This window comes from Thiomicrospira microaerophila (assembly GCF_000934765.1).
Lineage (GTDB): Bacteria > Pseudomonadota > Gammaproteobacteria > Thiomicrospirales > Thiomicrospiraceae > Thiomicrospira > Thiomicrospira microaerophila.
In genome coordinates this window covers 1-13,710 of the sequence record NZ_JYNN01000005.1, presented here as the reverse complement: position 1 = coordinate 13,710, position 13,710 = coordinate 1, and the positions used below count along the sequence as shown (strand labels likewise).

Annotated in this window: 14 protein-coding genes and 1 pseudogene; 10 read left to right on the top strand and 5 right to left on the bottom strand. The window is 46.8% G+C overall.

The genetic code is table 11. From position 1 onward, the window contains the following. Nucleotides 1-8: 8 nt before the first annotated feature. From atpG to ubiA, 6 genes are all read left to right on the top strand, one after another. Nucleotides 9-869: a F0F1 ATP synthase subunit gamma gene (atpG, locus tag NA59_RS03600; RefSeq protein WP_044408139.1), complete on the top strand. Its 861-nt coding sequence runs from the start codon at nucleotides 9-11 to the stop codon at nucleotides 867-869. 27 nt (nucleotides 870-896) lie between these two features. Continuing rightward, a complete protein-coding gene (gene atpD, locus NA59_RS03595; RefSeq protein ID WP_044408137.1) occupies nucleotides 897-2,279 on the top strand; it encodes a F0F1 ATP synthase subunit beta in 1,383 nt (460 codons plus the stop codon). A gap of 6 nt (nucleotides 2,280-2,285) precedes the next feature. Further along, nucleotides 2,286-2,720 carry a F0F1 ATP synthase subunit epsilon gene (locus NA59_RS03590; protein ID WP_044408134.1) on the top strand — a complete coding sequence of 145 codons (435 nt, stop codon included), beginning with the start codon at nucleotides 2,286-2,288 and terminating at the stop codon, nucleotides 2,718-2,720. A 344-nt stretch (nucleotides 2,721-3,064) separates the two neighbouring features. Beyond that, nucleotides 3,065-4,432 carry a bifunctional UDP-N-acetylglucosamine diphosphorylase/glucosamine-1-phosphate N-acetyltransferase GlmU gene (gene glmU / locus NA59_RS03585; protein ID WP_044408132.1) on the top strand — a complete coding sequence of 456 codons (1,368 nt, stop codon included), beginning with the start codon at nucleotides 3,065-3,067 and terminating at the stop codon, nucleotides 4,430-4,432. 9 nt (nucleotides 4,433-4,441) lie between these two features. Beyond that, nucleotides 4,442-4,696, top strand: a complete 255-nt coding sequence (locus tag NA59_RS03580; protein ID WP_044408129.1) for a hypothetical protein — start codon at nucleotides 4,442-4,444, stop codon at nucleotides 4,694-4,696. Beyond that, complete coding sequence (gene ubiA / locus NA59_RS03575) at nucleotides 4,677-5,543, top strand: 4-hydroxybenzoate octaprenyltransferase (RefSeq protein WP_044408126.1); 867 nt, start codon at nucleotides 4,677-4,679, stop codon at nucleotides 5,541-5,543. The genes NA59_RS03580 and ubiA overlap by 20 nt, the downstream gene beginning before the upstream one ends. Before the next feature lie 181 nt (nucleotides 5,544-5,724). Here ubiA and NA59_RS03570 read toward each other — a convergent pair whose 3' ends face one another. The 4 genes from NA59_RS03570 to NA59_RS03555 form a co-directional block, all read right to left on the bottom strand. Next, nucleotides 5,725-6,306 (bottom strand): YceI family protein, encoded by a 582-nt coding sequence (locus NA59_RS03570; protein ID WP_044408122.1) that lies wholly within the window; start codon nucleotides 6,304-6,306, stop codon nucleotides 5,725-5,727. A 169-nt stretch (nucleotides 6,307-6,475) separates the two neighbouring features. Then, nucleotides 6,476-6,973, bottom strand: a complete 498-nt coding sequence (gene tpx, locus NA59_RS03565) for a thiol peroxidase (RefSeq protein WP_044408119.1) — start codon at nucleotides 6,971-6,973, stop codon at nucleotides 6,476-6,478. A gap of 141 nt (nucleotides 6,974-7,114) precedes the next feature. Beyond that, complete coding sequence (gene recQ / locus NA59_RS03560; RefSeq protein WP_044408116.1) at nucleotides 7,115-8,920, bottom strand: DNA helicase RecQ; 1,806 nt, start codon at nucleotides 8,918-8,920, stop codon at nucleotides 7,115-7,117. Further along, entirely contained in the window at nucleotides 8,913-9,203 is a 291-nt protein-coding gene (locus NA59_RS03555; protein ID WP_044408113.1) for a peptidylprolyl isomerase, read from the bottom strand. Before NA59_RS03555 ends, recQ begins: the two co-directional genes overlap by 8 nt. 131 nt (nucleotides 9,204-9,334) lie before the next feature. Here NA59_RS03555 and NA59_RS03550 point away from each other — a divergent pair, with 131 nt between their 5' ends. Genes NA59_RS03550 through NA59_RS03540 form a run of 3 tightly spaced genes read left to right on the top strand, consistent with a single transcriptional unit; the run spans nucleotide 9,335 to nucleotide 12,790 of the window. Further along, nucleotides 9,335-10,300 (top strand): permease, encoded by a 966-nt coding sequence (locus NA59_RS03550; protein WP_044408110.1) that lies wholly within the window; start codon nucleotides 9,335-9,337, stop codon nucleotides 10,298-10,300. Between the two features lie 24 nt (nucleotides 10,301-10,324). Next, entirely contained in the window at nucleotides 10,325-10,960 is a 636-nt protein-coding gene (locus tag NA59_RS14710) for an MTH895/ArsE family thioredoxin-like protein (RefSeq protein ID WP_232504025.1), read from the top strand. A gap of 42 nt (nucleotides 10,961-11,002) precedes the next feature. Further along, on the top strand, nucleotides 11,003-12,790 hold the full coding sequence (locus tag NA59_RS03540; RefSeq protein ID WP_044408107.1) for an N-acetylglutaminylglutamine amidotransferase: 1,788 nt from the start codon (nucleotides 11,003-11,005) through the stop codon (nucleotides 12,788-12,790). 88 nt (nucleotides 12,791-12,878) lie between these two features. Here NA59_RS03540 and NA59_RS03535 read toward each other — a convergent pair whose 3' ends face one another. Next, nucleotides 12,879-13,367 carry an RES family NAD+ phosphorylase gene (locus NA59_RS03535; protein WP_456154832.1) on the bottom strand — a complete coding sequence of 163 codons (489 nt, stop codon included), beginning with the start codon at nucleotides 13,365-13,367 and terminating at the stop codon, nucleotides 12,879-12,881. 111 nt (nucleotides 13,368-13,478) lie between these two features. On the opposite strand from NA59_RS03535, the pseudogene NA59_RS03530 reads away from it, so the two are divergent. Continuing rightward, a pseudogene (locus tag NA59_RS03530) lies at nucleotides 13,479-13,710 on the top strand (IS5/IS1182 family transposase); the annotation flags it as partial.

Here is a 13,710-nt window from a genome sequence, read left to right as displayed (position 1 = left end):
GATTGACCATGGCAGGCGGTAGTAAAGAAATACGGACGCAAATCGCGTCAGTAAAAAATACCCAAAAAATCACCAAAGCCATGGAAATGGTGGCCGCGTCGAAAATGCGTAAAGCGCAAGCACGCATGACCGCGACGCGCCCCTATGTTGAAAAGGTGAAACGCGTAATTGGCCACGTTGCAGGTGCCCATCATGAGTACAAACATCCGTTTACTCTTGATCGTCCCGTAAAACGTGTTGGATTGATCGTTGTTTCGTCTGATCGTGGTTTATGTGGTGGTTTAAATACCAACCTATTCCGTAAAACACTAAAACAGCTTAAAGTTTGGAAAGAGCAAAATGTAGAAGTCGAATTAGCCTTAATTGGTAAAAAGGCTTTGGCTTTCTTTAAACATTTTGGTGGGAACGTTGTTGCTTCTAAAGCTGATTTGGGTGATTCACCTCATATCAGTGACCTAGTAGGAACAATCAAGGTAATGCTTGATCGTTTCGAAAATGGTGATATTGATGCAGTTCACATTGCATCGAATCAGTTTTTATCTGCCATGTCACAGAACGTAGCAATCGAACAACTTGTTCCTCTGGTTATTGAGGAGGACAAAAATGCAACACATTGGGACTATCTCTATGAACCAGATGCTAAAGAAGCACTGGATACCTTGATGGTTCGTTATGTTGAAAGTAGTGTTTTTGGTGCAGTTGTTGAAAACGTGGCCTGTGAACAATCAGCCCGTATGGTCGCCATGAAGAGTGCGTCTGACAATGCTGGCAAGATGATTAAAGAGCTACAACTTGCTTACAACAAAGCTCGTCAAGCAGCGATTACACAAGAGCTGTCAGAGATTGTTGCAGGTGCTTCTGCAGTCTAGGTTTGTATTTGCAAAAAAAGGTTTAATATCATGAGTGGAAAAATAGTACAAATTATCGGCCCGGTTATCGACGTCGAGTTTAAAGGTGCTGCGTTACCTAAAGTTCATGATGCTTTAACAGTTGATGATAAAGGTTTGACCCTAGAGGTTCAACAACAAATCGGTGATGGCGTGGTTCGCGCTATTGCGATGGGTTCATCTGATGGCTTAAAGCGTGGAATGATCGTTAGCAACACCGGTTCAGCTATTACTGTACCAGTGGGTAAAGCAACGCTTGGACGCATCTTTGATGTGTTAGGAAATGAGATTGACAACGCAGGTCCAGTTGCGGCTGATACGCGTATGCCTATTCACCGTAAAGCCCCTAAGTTTGAAGAACTAGCGGCTTCACAAGAGCTACTAGAAACAGGCGTTAAGGTTATTGACTTGATTTGCCCATTCGCTAAGGGTGGTAAAGTAGGTCTATTCGGTGGTGCGGGTGTTGGTAAAACGGTAAACATGATGGAATTAATCCGTAACATCGCGATTGAACACTCAGGCTACTCTGTATTTGCAGGTGTAGGTGAGCGTACTCGTGAAGGTAACGATTTTTACCATGAAATGAATGAAGGTGGCGTACTTGATAAGGTTGCCTTGGTTTATGGTCAGATGAACGAGCCACCCGGAAACCGTTTACGTGTTGCCCTAACAGGTCTAACCATGGCAGAGTTCTTCCGTGATGAAGGTCGTGACGTGTTGTTCTTTGTAGATAACATCTACCGTTACACTCTAGCGGGTACTGAAGTATCTGCATTGTTAGGTCGTATGCCTTCTGCGGTAGGTTACCAGCCTACACTTGCCCAGGAAATGGGTGAAGTGCAAGAGCGTATTACATCAACAAAAACAGGTTCTATCACTTCTATCCAAGCGGTATATGTTCCAGCTGACGACTTAACTGACCCGTCACCTGCTACAACCTTTGCTCACTTGGATGCGACTGTAGTACTTAACCGTTCTATCGCAGAAACAGGTATTTACCCTGCGATCGATCCACTAGATTCAACTTCACGTCAGTTGGATCCATTGGTTGTAGGTCAAGAGCATTACAATGTGGCTAACGGTGTACAGCAATCACTTCAGCGTTATAAGGAATTGAAAGACATCATCGCCATTTTGGGTATGGATGAGCTTTCTGAAGAAGATCGTGCTTTAGTAGCGCGTGCTCGTAAGATGCAGCGTTTCTTCTCTCAGCCTTATTTCGTGGCGAAAGTGTTTACCGGTGAAGATGGACGTTATGTTCCTCTAGCTGAAACCATTCGTGGTTTCAAAATGATTTTGAGTGGTGAAATGGATGATGTGCCTGAGCAGGCATTCATGTTCTGTGGAACCATTGATGAGGTCATCGAGAAATCTCAGAAATATAAGGGGTAATAGGTCATGGCAGTCTCTATGCAAGTAGATATCGTAAGTGCGGAAGGTGAGATTTTCTCAGGAAAAGCCGATATGCTTTTCGCACAGGCTGCCAATGGAGAGGTTGGTATCCTTCCTCTTCATACCCAGTTTTTGAGCCAGTTAAAGCCTGGTGAAGTACGTGTTAAGAGTGGTGATGAAGAAGATTCATATTACATTAATAGCGGTACTATTGAAGTGCAGCCTCATGTTGTAACTATTTTAGCTGACACTTGTGTTCGTTCGCATGACTTGGATGAATCACTAGCAGCTGAAGCAAAACAACGTGCTGAGGATGCAATGGAAAACGTGAAAAGTGAAGTTGATATTGCGCGTGCGCAAGTTGAACTCGCTGAAGCGGTTGCCCAAATTCAAACAATCACAAAATTACGTGAGCGTTTGCAAAAAACTGGGATGGCATAATATCCTCCCCAAGAAAAAGCGCCGCAAGGCGCTTTTTTTTTGTTCAACATTTAATTCTATTTAATCTTCAGGGTAAACGCATCTAAATAATCGTAAAAATCATAGCGATAGGAATGATTAACCTCGTTCCCACGCTGTGCGTGGGAATGCAGACCGATTTAACCTCTGAAATAGCGATCAAACCCAAGTCCAAGGCGCTCCCACGTTCAACGTGGGAGCGAGAGCTGGTTGTAAATTGTTGATTTATTATTTACTTTAGATGCGTTTGCCCTGATTTAATCTTAAGCGTTTTACTGTTTGTGATAACTGCTTTAAAATGCTTAAGATTAAATTGGAGAAATACTATGGGTTTAAAAGTTGTTATTTTAGCTGCAGGCAAAGGAACAAGGATGCGTTCTAGCTTGCCAAAAGTTTTGCAGCCTTTAGCGGCAAAACCATTGTTATGGCATGTTATTCATAGGGCTGAACAATTGCAGCCAGAACAAATCATTGGCGTGATTGGTCATGGTGCCGAGCTTGTTAAGCAGGCACTGGTTGAGCCTAACCTTGTTTGGTGTATGCAAACTGAGCAGTTAGGTACGGGGCATGCTGTGCAGCAAGCTGAATCCTTCATTACTGCACATGATCAGGTGTTAATTTTATATGGAGATGTGCCTTTAACCCAGCCTGAAACATTAGAAATGCTCTTGTCATTGCTGGACGAATCACACCCACTTGCATTGTTGACGATCCCTTTAGCGAATCCGACTGGCTATGGTCGTATAGTCAGGAATCTGGAGGGTAGAGTAGAACAGATTGTCGAACAAAAAGACGCGAGTGATGCTCAATTAGCGATTCAAGAAGTCAATACGGGCATTATGGCGGTGCAGGGTCAGCAGCTTTTTGGTTGGTTAGCGCACCTCAGCAATGACAATGCACAAGGTGAGTATTATCTTACTGATATTATCGCTAAAGCGGTGGCGGATGGTTTTCAGGTTCAGACCTGTTCACCTAGTGATGAAATTGAAGTTTTGGGCGTGAACAATAAAGTCCAGCTACAGGATTTAGAGCGTCAATATCAATATCAGCAGGCCTGCTTGTTGATGGAGCAGGGCGCAACGCTTATTGACGCACGAAGAATTGATATTCGTGGTCAGGTTGAAATTGGTCAGGATGTTGAAATTGATGTTAATGTGGTCTTTGAGGGTCAGGTTAAATTAGCGGATGGCGTTAAGATTGGCGCTAATTGTGTTCTAAAAGATGTTGAAATTGCACAAGGCACACATATTAAGCCTTTTAGTCATCTGGAGCAGGCTAAGGTCGGTGCGGCTTGTCAGATTGGCCCCTATGCGCGTCTTCGTCCGGATACGGAGCTTGCTGATCAGGTTCATATCGGAAATTTTGTTGAAGTTAAAAAGTCGTGTATTGCTCAGGGGTCTAAGGTCAACCATCTTAGTTATATTGGTGATACCCAAATGGGCGCTGGCGTGAATATCGGTGCGGGCACCATTACCTGTAATTATGACGGTGTTAATAAACACCAAACTATTATTGGTGACCGGGTGTTTGTTGGCTCGGATACGCAATTGGTTGCGCCCGTTACGATTGAAGATGATGCAACCATTGGTGCCGGTTCGACGATTACGAAAACGGCGCCACAGGGTGAGCTAACCCTAAGTCGCGCTAAGCAGTTGACGATAAAAGGTTGGCAGAAGCCAGTTAAAAAATCCTAAAGGGTACGTATGTTAACAGAGCAGCAATATCAGCAAATTCAACAGCAGTTAGCCGAGCAAGGCTGGGAGCGTACTGGGTTTGATGGCGGTCAAAGTCACTTAATGGGTTGGACGGTGATGTCAACCTGGGAAAAAGACAAGGCTAAAATTACCTTGCATCACAGTGAACGTTACAATGAAATTAGCTATGAAATCGAAGCCAGCCCTTTGGGCATTGCTTGGTTAAAACAAATGGGCTATACGCATGTCTTCAGCGAGTTCTAACTCAAAGGTCAATGCCTATATTCAGCTGATGCGTTTGGATAAACCCGTCGGCATTTATTTGGTGCTTTGGCCAGCGCTTTGGGCATTATGGTTGGCGGCAGAAGGTAAACCACCTGGCCTGGTACTTTTAGTGTTTATTTTGGGTGCCATTATTATGCGCTCAGCAGGCTGCGTAATTAATGATTATGCCGATCGCCATTGGGATGGTGAGGTGGCCCGCACCTGTCATCGTCCATTAGCAACAGGGATCATTTCGCCGAAGCAGGCGTTGGTTTTTTTTGTATTGCTTTGTTTGATTGGCTTTAGCCTTGTGCTGCTGCTTAATCCCTTTACGATATTTCTATCCCTGGGTGCGGTTGCCTTAGCGGCACTTTATCCTTTTACCAAGCGTTTTACCCATTGGCCACAGTTGTTTCTCGGCGCGGCTTTTGCCTGGGCGATTCCGATGGGCTTTGCGGCGGTACAAAACCAGATTCCTAACCAGGCCTGGTTGTTGTTTGCCATCGTGTTGGTATGGACACTGATCTACGATACGCTTTATGCGATGGCTGATCGGGAGGATGATTTAAAAGTGGGGATTAAATCGACAGCGGTATTGTTTGGTGACTATGACCGGCTGATTATCGGCATGCTGCAAGGGCTCATGCTGGGTCTGCTAGTTTGGTTAGGGTTGCTCTATGCGCTCAGTTTGATCTATTATCTGAGCCTAGTGGCTGTGGCAGTGATGTTTGGTTACCATCAGTGGATGATTAAGGATCGTGACCCCTTAATGTGCTTTGAAGCCTTTAAGCTAAATCACTGGGCAGGCCTGGTTGTCTTAATTGGTTTAGTTTTACATTACTGGTAAGAGAGGCCACTCAATGGTGTGTAATCGAAAGTACCGGCTAGCTCAATAGATTCCGGCCTTCGCCGAGATGACGGGAGAAGATTTAACCTCGCTCCCACGCCGTGTGTCACGGTCATTGCGAGGAGCGTAGCGACGCGGCAATCTCTGAAGCGCACGCACACTCGGCAATAGACACTACTACTTAACGTTTAATACCTTCAATATGTAAATTCAGATAAACGGTTGCAGAACCTGGGCCTAAATCACGTTTAAAATTAAAGTCTTTCATTTTAAACTCGGTTGACCCTTCAAAACCCGAACGATAGCCACCCCAAGGGTCCGTGCCTTCGCCAATTTTAGTCGCGACTATCTCTAAAGGCTGGGTTACGCCATTCAGTGTAAAGTTGCCTTTTATCAATTTGCTGCCATCGGCTTGGTTGACCACGCTAGTGCTAACGAACTTCGCTTCAGGGTAGCGACGTACGTTTAAAAAATCATCACTGCGTAAATGACGATCGCGCTCGGCATGGTTGGAGTTGATGCTACGGGTATCAATCGTGACCTGAACCTTTTCATTCGCTGGGTTTTTGGGGTCATGCACATAATAACCCTCAAACTTATCAAACCGTCCCACTAGCCAGCTAAAGCCTAAATGGTTGACTTTAAAGTTAATCGAAGCGTGCATCCCTGGCACATCAATATCATAGGTGGTGGCTTGCGCCTGAGCAAACGGCGCAAGTAACACCGCCGCCGCACCGATAAATAACGCCTTTAGTTTTTTCATGGTAAATCTCCTTTTAATTGCATGATACATTTTTCGTCAGACAATGATAATCATCAAAATATAAAAAGACTTTTTCCAAATAGAAAATCTGTGTGGGGTTAAGCTAAGCAACCCTAGCCTACAGGCATAAAGGCTTGGTTGCTCGGCGAGTTGAGAAAAGGAGGGGAAGTTATAGTGAAGTTAACGCCGCGCTATAGTTAGGTTCTTGTGCAATCTCAGGCACTTGTTCGGTGTAGATAATCTGACCCGTTTCATCGATCAAAATAATGGCACGGGAGAGTAAGCCCGCTAGTGGTCCCGTTTTAATGGTTAAACCAAAGGCCGAACCGAACACATCATGGCGAAAAGTTGAAAGCATCATCAGGTTTTCAATGCCTTCTGCGCCGCAAAATCGTGCTTGCGCAAAGGGTAAGTCGGCTGAAATACATAACACTTTGGTGTTATCGAGTTGTGCCGCTTGCTGGTTAAACGCGCGAACCGAGGCGGCACACACGCTGGTGTCAATACTTGGAAATACATTCAAAACCAAGCGTGACCCTTTCAGGTCAGCTAATAAAATATCGTTTAAATCGGCTTGGGTTAATGCCGCTTCAGGCGCCATCGTGCCGATAGCTGGAAGTTCCCCTACTGTTTCAATTGGATTGCCTTTCAATGTAATCGTCGCCATGCGCTTCTCCTTATTCTAATAAAAACACAAGTTTGATTCTGGCAGTAAATGCATCGAATAACAAGGGGTTTTGTAAGCAAGCACTGAAAAAAACGAGGGTTGATCGGTTATCAGATCCCAAGAACCGCTAACCAGGCCTGCCTATTGAGCGCGGATTAGGGTTAGGAAGGCTTCGCCGTAGCGTTCTAGTTTGGCTTGGCCTACGCCGCTGACCTCGAGGAAGTCGTCTTCGGTTTGCGGGCGTTTTTGTGCCATGTCGATGAGGCTGACGTCACCGAAAACCACAAAGGCGGGTACATTTTGTTGCTCGGCGATTTGGCGGCGTAGCGCACGCAGTGCTTCGAATAAAACCTGGTTTTCTTCGCTGAGGCTGCTGGCGCTTTTTTTCGCGCTTTTGTTGCTTCGGGCGGTTTCTTTTTTCGGCATGGCCAACTGTAAGGTTTCTTGACCTTTTAATAGCGCACCGGCGCGTTCGGTAAATTTTAAAACCGAGTAGTGTTGTAGGTCTTGAAACAAATAACCGAGATGAATCAGTTGGCGAATAATGCTGTTCCATTGATGGGCGCTGTACTCTTTGCCTATGCCGTAGGTACTGAGTTGCTGGTGATCAAATTGGCGAATACGTTCGTTGTCGAGCCCGCGTAACACATCGATCACATGTTTAGCCCCAAACCCTTGGTTTAGACGATATACACAGGAAAGCGCTTTTTGCGCCGCTTGGGTGGCGTCAAATAGTTCGGGCGGGTTGAGGCAGATGTCGCAGTTGCCGCAGGGTTGTTGTTTGTTCTCGCCAAAGTAGTTGAGCAGCAGATTACGCCGACAGGTTTGCGCTTCGGCAAACCCCACCATGCTGTTCAGCTTGTGGGTTTCGAGCCGGCGCTGGTTTGGGTCTTGTACGTTTTCGACAAACTGGCGCGCGGTCACGACATCTTGCATGCCAAATAATAGCAAGGCTTGTGAGGGCAAGCCATCGCGCCCAGCACGCCCGGTTTCTTGGTAGTAGCCTTCGATATTTTTGGGCACATCGTAATGCACCACAAAACGCACATTCGGTTTGTCAATCCCCATGCCAAACGCCACCGTCGCGACCACGATATCGACTTGATCATGCAGAAAGTCATGGTGAACTTGATGGCGTGTTTGTGCGCTGAGTCCGGCGTGATAGGCGCCGACGCTATAGCCTTCGGCTTGTAGTTTGGCGCTGAGTTCATCAACACGTTTACGGCTAAGGGCATAGATAATGCCGGCCTCACCTTTTTGCTGTTTTAAAAAATCGAGGAGTTGTTTAAAGGGCTGGTGTTTTTCGACCACGGTATAGCGAATATTGGGGCGATCAAAACTGCCGAGATGCACCTGTGGCTGCTGCAGATGCAGTTGTTGCAGAATGTCGGCTTGCGTGGTGTGGTCGGCGGTCGCGGTGAGGGCGATAAACGGCACATTCGGGAAGCGCTCACGCAGCGCACCAATTTGGCTGTATTCCGGGCGGAATTGATGTCCCCATTGCGAAACACAGTGTGCCTCGTCGATGGCAAATAATGCTATCGGTAAGGTTTGCAGTTGGGCTAAAAAACCGCTCATTAACAGGCGTTCTGGCGAGACATACAACAGGTCAAGTTCGCCAGCGTGCAAGAGATTCAGCACATGATCGCTGGTTTGTGGGTCTTGAGAGGAATTGAGCATTTGCGCCGACACGCCATTGGCTTGTAACGCGGCCACTTGATCTTGCATCAATGCAATCAATGGCGATACGACTATCGCTGTGCCTGAGCGTAAAAACGCTGGGATTTGATAACACAGGGATTTACCGCCGCCGGTCGGCATCAATACAAAACAATCCTGACCCTCTACTAGATCACGAATAATCTCAAACTGCTGCGGGCGAAAAGCGGCATAACCAAAAACGCGTTTGAGCACTTCGAGTGCTTGGCTTTCTATCCAATCAGCCATGCGCGGCGCTCTTGGCGTGGACAAAAAACAAATGCCAGCCGTATTCCGATTCAGCGGGTTCGCTGACTTGATTGAGAGGGGCCTGCCAGAGTGCTTTCTCAAATTTTTGTGGCAATACCCCTGGCGCAAACCAGCCTAAATCACCCTGATGTGCTTTCGATGGACAGTCCGAATAGCGTTCAACCCCTTCCTCAAAACGAAGTTCACCCGCATCGAGTCGCGCTTTTAGGCGTTTTGCTTTTTTTTCTGAGGTTTGGAGAATATGAGAAGCATGAATCAGCATGGTAGGTTGGCCCTAAATAAAACAAAGTCAATGGTAATCGAATGTGGAAACAATCGCAAATGCTCAAGATTGTTTTTGCTTGTATTTGAAAAATCAGATATAGTAGGGCGCAATTGTATTGGAGATAGGTTATGAAGCTTTTTGAGCAGCTTGGCGATTTGGTGGCGTATGACCTTTTAGGTCTGTCGCCGGATGATCGATTGGGCGCGGCGGTGCAGTTTTTTGTGATGGATGTGGCGCAGATTTTCTTTTTGCTGGCGCTGGTGATTTATCTAATGGGCTGGCTGCGTGCATTTGTCGCACCGGAAAAGGTGCGCGAGTTTGTGCAGGGCAAGCCACAGTGGTTAGCGCGCAGTTTGGCGATTACGCTGGGCGCGATTACCCCGTTTTGTTCTTGTTCATCGGTGCCGCTATTTATCGGCTTTGTTGAAGCGCGTATTCCAATGGGGGTGACCTTTTCGTTTTTGATTGCCAGCCCGATGATTAATGAAATTGCGCTGGTGATGCTGATCTATTTGCTAGGTTGGGAAGTGGCGATGCTTTATTTGCTCGCAGGCCTGGTGGTGGCTTATGTGGGCGGAGTGATTATGGAAAAGTTGAAAACCGAACGCTGGGTCGAATCCTATGTTTGGGATATTAAAATGGCGGCAGGACAGCAAGGGCGGGTGGTGGATAAGTCGTTTAGCGGACGTCACCAGAATGCCGTTGCCGAGGTCAAAGAAATTTTTCGCCGTTTGTGGAAATGGGTATTGGCGGGGATTGCGGTCGGTGCGTTGTTTCATGGCTATGTGCCGCAAGAATGGGTGGAAGCTAATTTAACCAACCAGGCCTGGTGGTCAGTGCCCGCCGCGGTGTTAATGGGAATTCCGCTCTATTCGAATGCGGTGGGCGTGATTCCGGTGATTGAGGCGATGTTGGGCAAGGATGTGCCGATTGGTACCGCCTTAGCTTTAATGATGTCGATAGCCGCCTTGTCTTTGCCAGAGTTGATTATTTTGCGTAAGGTGATTAAGTGGCCTGCGCTGATTTGGTTTGTGGTAATTTTAGCGGTATCGTTTGTGTTAGTGGGTTGGATGTTTAATTTTATTTATGCATAGGTTTGTAATTTTAAGGAGAAAAAGATGAAAGGTAATATCGCGGTAAGGTTGATGGGCTTAATGGTAATTGCGCCGATTTTGATTGCGCATTTAGTGGGGCAGGTTGATTTGTTCAGCCCTAGTTGGTTGTGGATTAGTTTGTTTGCCGGTGTCATGGGTTTGCAAGCGACCTATACCGGATTTTGTCCAGCCGGTATGCTATCCAAATTGTCTAAAACCGGTGAATGTTGTCCGGGCGGTAGCTGTGGAAGCCAGCCCAAGCAACAAGCGGCAAAGCAAGAAGTAGCAAAGCAACAAAGCAAAGCTTGTTGTGATCACAATAACACGCCCTCTGACAAAACCAACCAGGCCTGTTGCAGTGGCGGTGATACTAAAACCAGCTGTCGTGCTGAGGAAGCGGTAGCGGTTAATCAGGCTGAAAGCTACCATATTTTAGTTCTAGGTACCGGCTGTGCAAATTGTAAAAACGCTTTCAACCAGGTTGAAAAGGTCACCCAAGCGCTAGGGCTTAGCGTACAACTCGAAAAGGTTGAAGATATTGCCGAAATCGCTAAATACGGTGTGATGACCACCCCTTCGGTCGTGGTAAACGGTCAAGTCGTCCATTCTGGTGGCGTTCCGAGTGCCAGTATGATCAAGGCTTGGTTTAAGACAGATTAAACCTGTAAAATAACCCAAACTAACTGATCAAAAGAGAATCCTATGTGCGGAATTTGTGGTGAATTTTTATGGCAGGGTGGCGTGTCGAGCCAGCAAACCCTCAATACCATGCTCAAAGAGCTAGAACGTCGTGGGCCGGATGATGGCGGTGTTTGGACACAAAACCAAGTCGGTTTTGGGCATCGACGTTTGGCGATTATAGACTTGTCGCCAGCCGGTCATCAGCCGATGATTGATCAAGAGTTAAGCCTGGTGTTTAACGGTTGTATTTATAACTATCAAGCCTTGCGCGATGAGTTGATCGGTTTGGGGCAGGTGTTTCGCTCGCATTCGGATACGGAGGTGATTTTAAAAGCCTATCGCCAGTGGGGGATGGAGTGTGTCACTCGGTTTGAAGGGATGTTTGCGTTTGCCATTTGGGATGATCATCACGAACAGTTGTTGATGGCGCGAGATCGTTTTGGTATTAAGCCTTTGTATTATGCGCAGGTCGATGGCGGCCTACGTTTTGCCTCCAATACCCAGGCCTTGCTAGCGGCGGGCGGCGTCGATACCGAGATTGACCCTGTAGGCTTGCATCATCAATTGACCTTGCACGCGGTGATTCCCGCGCCCCATACGATTTTGAAGGGGATTCGCAAGCTTGAACCCGGTCATTGGTTGGTGGTGAATCCGGATGGACAGATGTTTAAAAAACGTTATTGGTCGTTGAATGCACAGCGTCCAGAACAGCCAAAAGACAACCAGGCCTGGTTGTATTTAACCCATGATTTATTAAAACAATCGGTGATGAAACGCTTGGATGCGGCGGATGTGCCGGTGGGGGTGTTATTGTCTGGTGGTTTGGATTCGAGTTTAATTGTGGCGCTGTTGGCCGAGGCCGGCGCGCAGGATATTCGTACCTTCTCGATTGGTTTTGAAGATGCGCCAGAGGAAAAAGGCTCGGAGTTTGAGTATTCCGATCTAGTGGTTGAGCGTTATCAAACCAAACATCATAAATATATTGTGCCGAATGCCGAGGTGTTGCCCCGCTTGCCTGAGGCGATTGATGCGATGTCCGAGCCGATGGTCGGTCAGGATGCGGTGGCGTTTTATTTATTATCCGAACAGGTATCAAAAGACGTCAAGGTGGTGATGTCAGGACAGGGCGCGGATGAAGTCTTTGGCGGCTATTTTTGGTATCCACAAATGGCACAAGCGCAGGGCAGTGCGTTGGAGCGATTTGCGCCGCGTTATTTTGACCGCACACATCAAGAATGGTTGCAGACGGTCGATGCGCGTTATCATACAGAGGATGTGACCTCGGCGTTTATTGAAGACCGTTTAACCGAGCCGGGTGCCGATAGCTTTTTAGACCAGGTGTTGCGATTAGATTCTACTACGCTGATTGTGGATGATCCGGTTAAGCGCGTGGATAATATGACCATGGCTTGGGGCTTGGAAGCCAGAGTGCCGTTTTTGGATCATTTGTTGGTGGAAGCGGTGATGTCTGCGCCACCTGAATTAAAGTTGGATGATGGCGGTAAAACCCTATTAAAACGCATTTCGCGTGGCATCGTACCGGATGAAGTGATTGATCGCCCCAAAGGCTATTTTCCGATGCCCGCGTTAAAATATGTGCGCGGCGAGTTTTATGAGTTTATGAAATCGATTTTGACCAGCGAGGCAGCGAAGCAGCGCCGTTTATTTAACCCAGACTATATTGCGCGCCTATTAGCCAACCCAGAAGCAGAAGAAAACTTCACCGCAATCAAAGGCTCAAAACTATGGCACTGCGCACTGTTGGAGCTCTGGCTTCAGCGTCACGTAGATCGCTATGTGAAATCATGATTTGAAAAACGGAGGAAGGCGTGTGATTAGGGGCGCTAATCAATATCAGATGTTTTCCTCTATAACAGGCGTTTAGGAGCCAGCCGGACTAAAGGCCAATAGGCTCTTGTCGTATGGCTAAGCGTTGACTCATTCCTTCATTCGTTACTTTATGTACTTTGACTTTTTTAAAGTCTGGGTGCGTTGTGTTGATCAGAATATTGTAATCATGGGCGCTTAATGTTGAAGGTACGCCTAATGCCAGGGTTTCCATGCTGCTGAACCATGTTTCACCTAGGTCCACAGTAAATTCCGGGCGTATATCGGCATCCCAAGCCAGCGTACTTTCCATTGTTTTTTGAGCATTAACCAGCTCGTCAACGGTGATCATATATAGGTTGTCATCCGGAATCTCGATGCAAACCAGCTTAAATTCTGCCAATGTGGCATATTCATTCACACCTGCCAAGATTTCTAACTTTGCAGTCGCGGCATTGGCGCTGGTATAAAGCATAGGCGTGCCTTCGGCATTCCAGCGCCCACCCACCTTGGCCGCGCCTTCGGCACTTAAGGGGTCAGCCAAATATTTTTCTTTAATTAGAGTCTGCTCAGAAAATATAAATCATTGTTTTAAAACAAAAATACTTGTTTTTGTGGTATAGTAATGCACAGTTTTTCAGCCCCAAGATATAAAAAAGCGTGCACAAAAATGATTCGAGACCACTCTGTAACCCAATTATCACTCAGCGAATTCGATTGGCCCTTCCAATCAGATCTTGATCCACAAAACCGCTGGGTTCAACTTGCACAGTGCATTCCATGGGATGACTTCGCCCAAAGCTACTATGCCAAGCTCAATCAAAAACGCGGTCGTCCCGCCAAACCCGCACGTTTGGTGATCGGTGCACTGATTATCAAACACAAGCTTGCACTCTCTGATC

Excerpts from the sequence above, each read along its gene's own strand:
- atpG (WP_044408139.1), top strand. The coding sequence starts at position 9 with ATGGCAGGCGGTAGTAAAGAAATACGGACGCAAATCGCGTCAGTAAAA.
- NA59_RS03590 (WP_044408134.1), top strand. The coding sequence starts at position 2,286 with ATGGCAGTCTCTATGCAAGTAGATATCGTAAGTGCGGAAGGTGAGATT.
- glmU (WP_044408132.1), top strand. The coding sequence starts at position 3,065 with ATGGGTTTAAAAGTTGTTATTTTAGCTGCAGGCAAAGGAACAAGGATG.
- NA59_RS03580 (WP_044408129.1), top strand. The coding sequence starts at position 4,442 with ATGTTAACAGAGCAGCAATATCAGCAAATTCAACAGCAGTTAGCCGAG.
- ubiA (WP_044408126.1), top strand. The coding sequence starts at position 4,677 with ATGTCTTCAGCGAGTTCTAACTCAAAGGTCAATGCCTATATTCAGCTG.
- NA59_RS03570 (WP_044408122.1), bottom strand. The coding sequence starts at position 6,306 with ATGAAAAAACTAAAGGCGTTATTTATCGGTGCGGCGGCGGTGTTACTT.
- tpx (WP_044408119.1), bottom strand. The coding sequence starts at position 6,973 with ATGGCGACGATTACATTGAAAGGCAATCCAATTGAAACAGTAGGGGAA.
- recQ (WP_044408116.1), bottom strand. The coding sequence starts at position 8,920 with ATGGCTGATTGGATAGAAAGCCAAGCACTCGAAGTGCTCAAACGCGTT.
- NA59_RS03555 (WP_044408113.1), bottom strand. The coding sequence starts at position 9,203 with ATGCTGATTCATGCTTCTCATATTCTCCAAACCTCAGAAAAAAAAGCA.
- NA59_RS03550 (WP_044408110.1), top strand. The coding sequence starts at position 9,335 with ATGAAGCTTTTTGAGCAGCTTGGCGATTTGGTGGCGTATGACCTTTTA.
- NA59_RS14710 (WP_232504025.1), top strand. The coding sequence starts at position 10,325 with ATGAAAGGTAATATCGCGGTAAGGTTGATGGGCTTAATGGTAATTGCG.
- NA59_RS03540 (WP_044408107.1), top strand. The coding sequence starts at position 11,003 with ATGTGCGGAATTTGTGGTGAATTTTTATGGCAGGGTGGCGTGTCGAGC.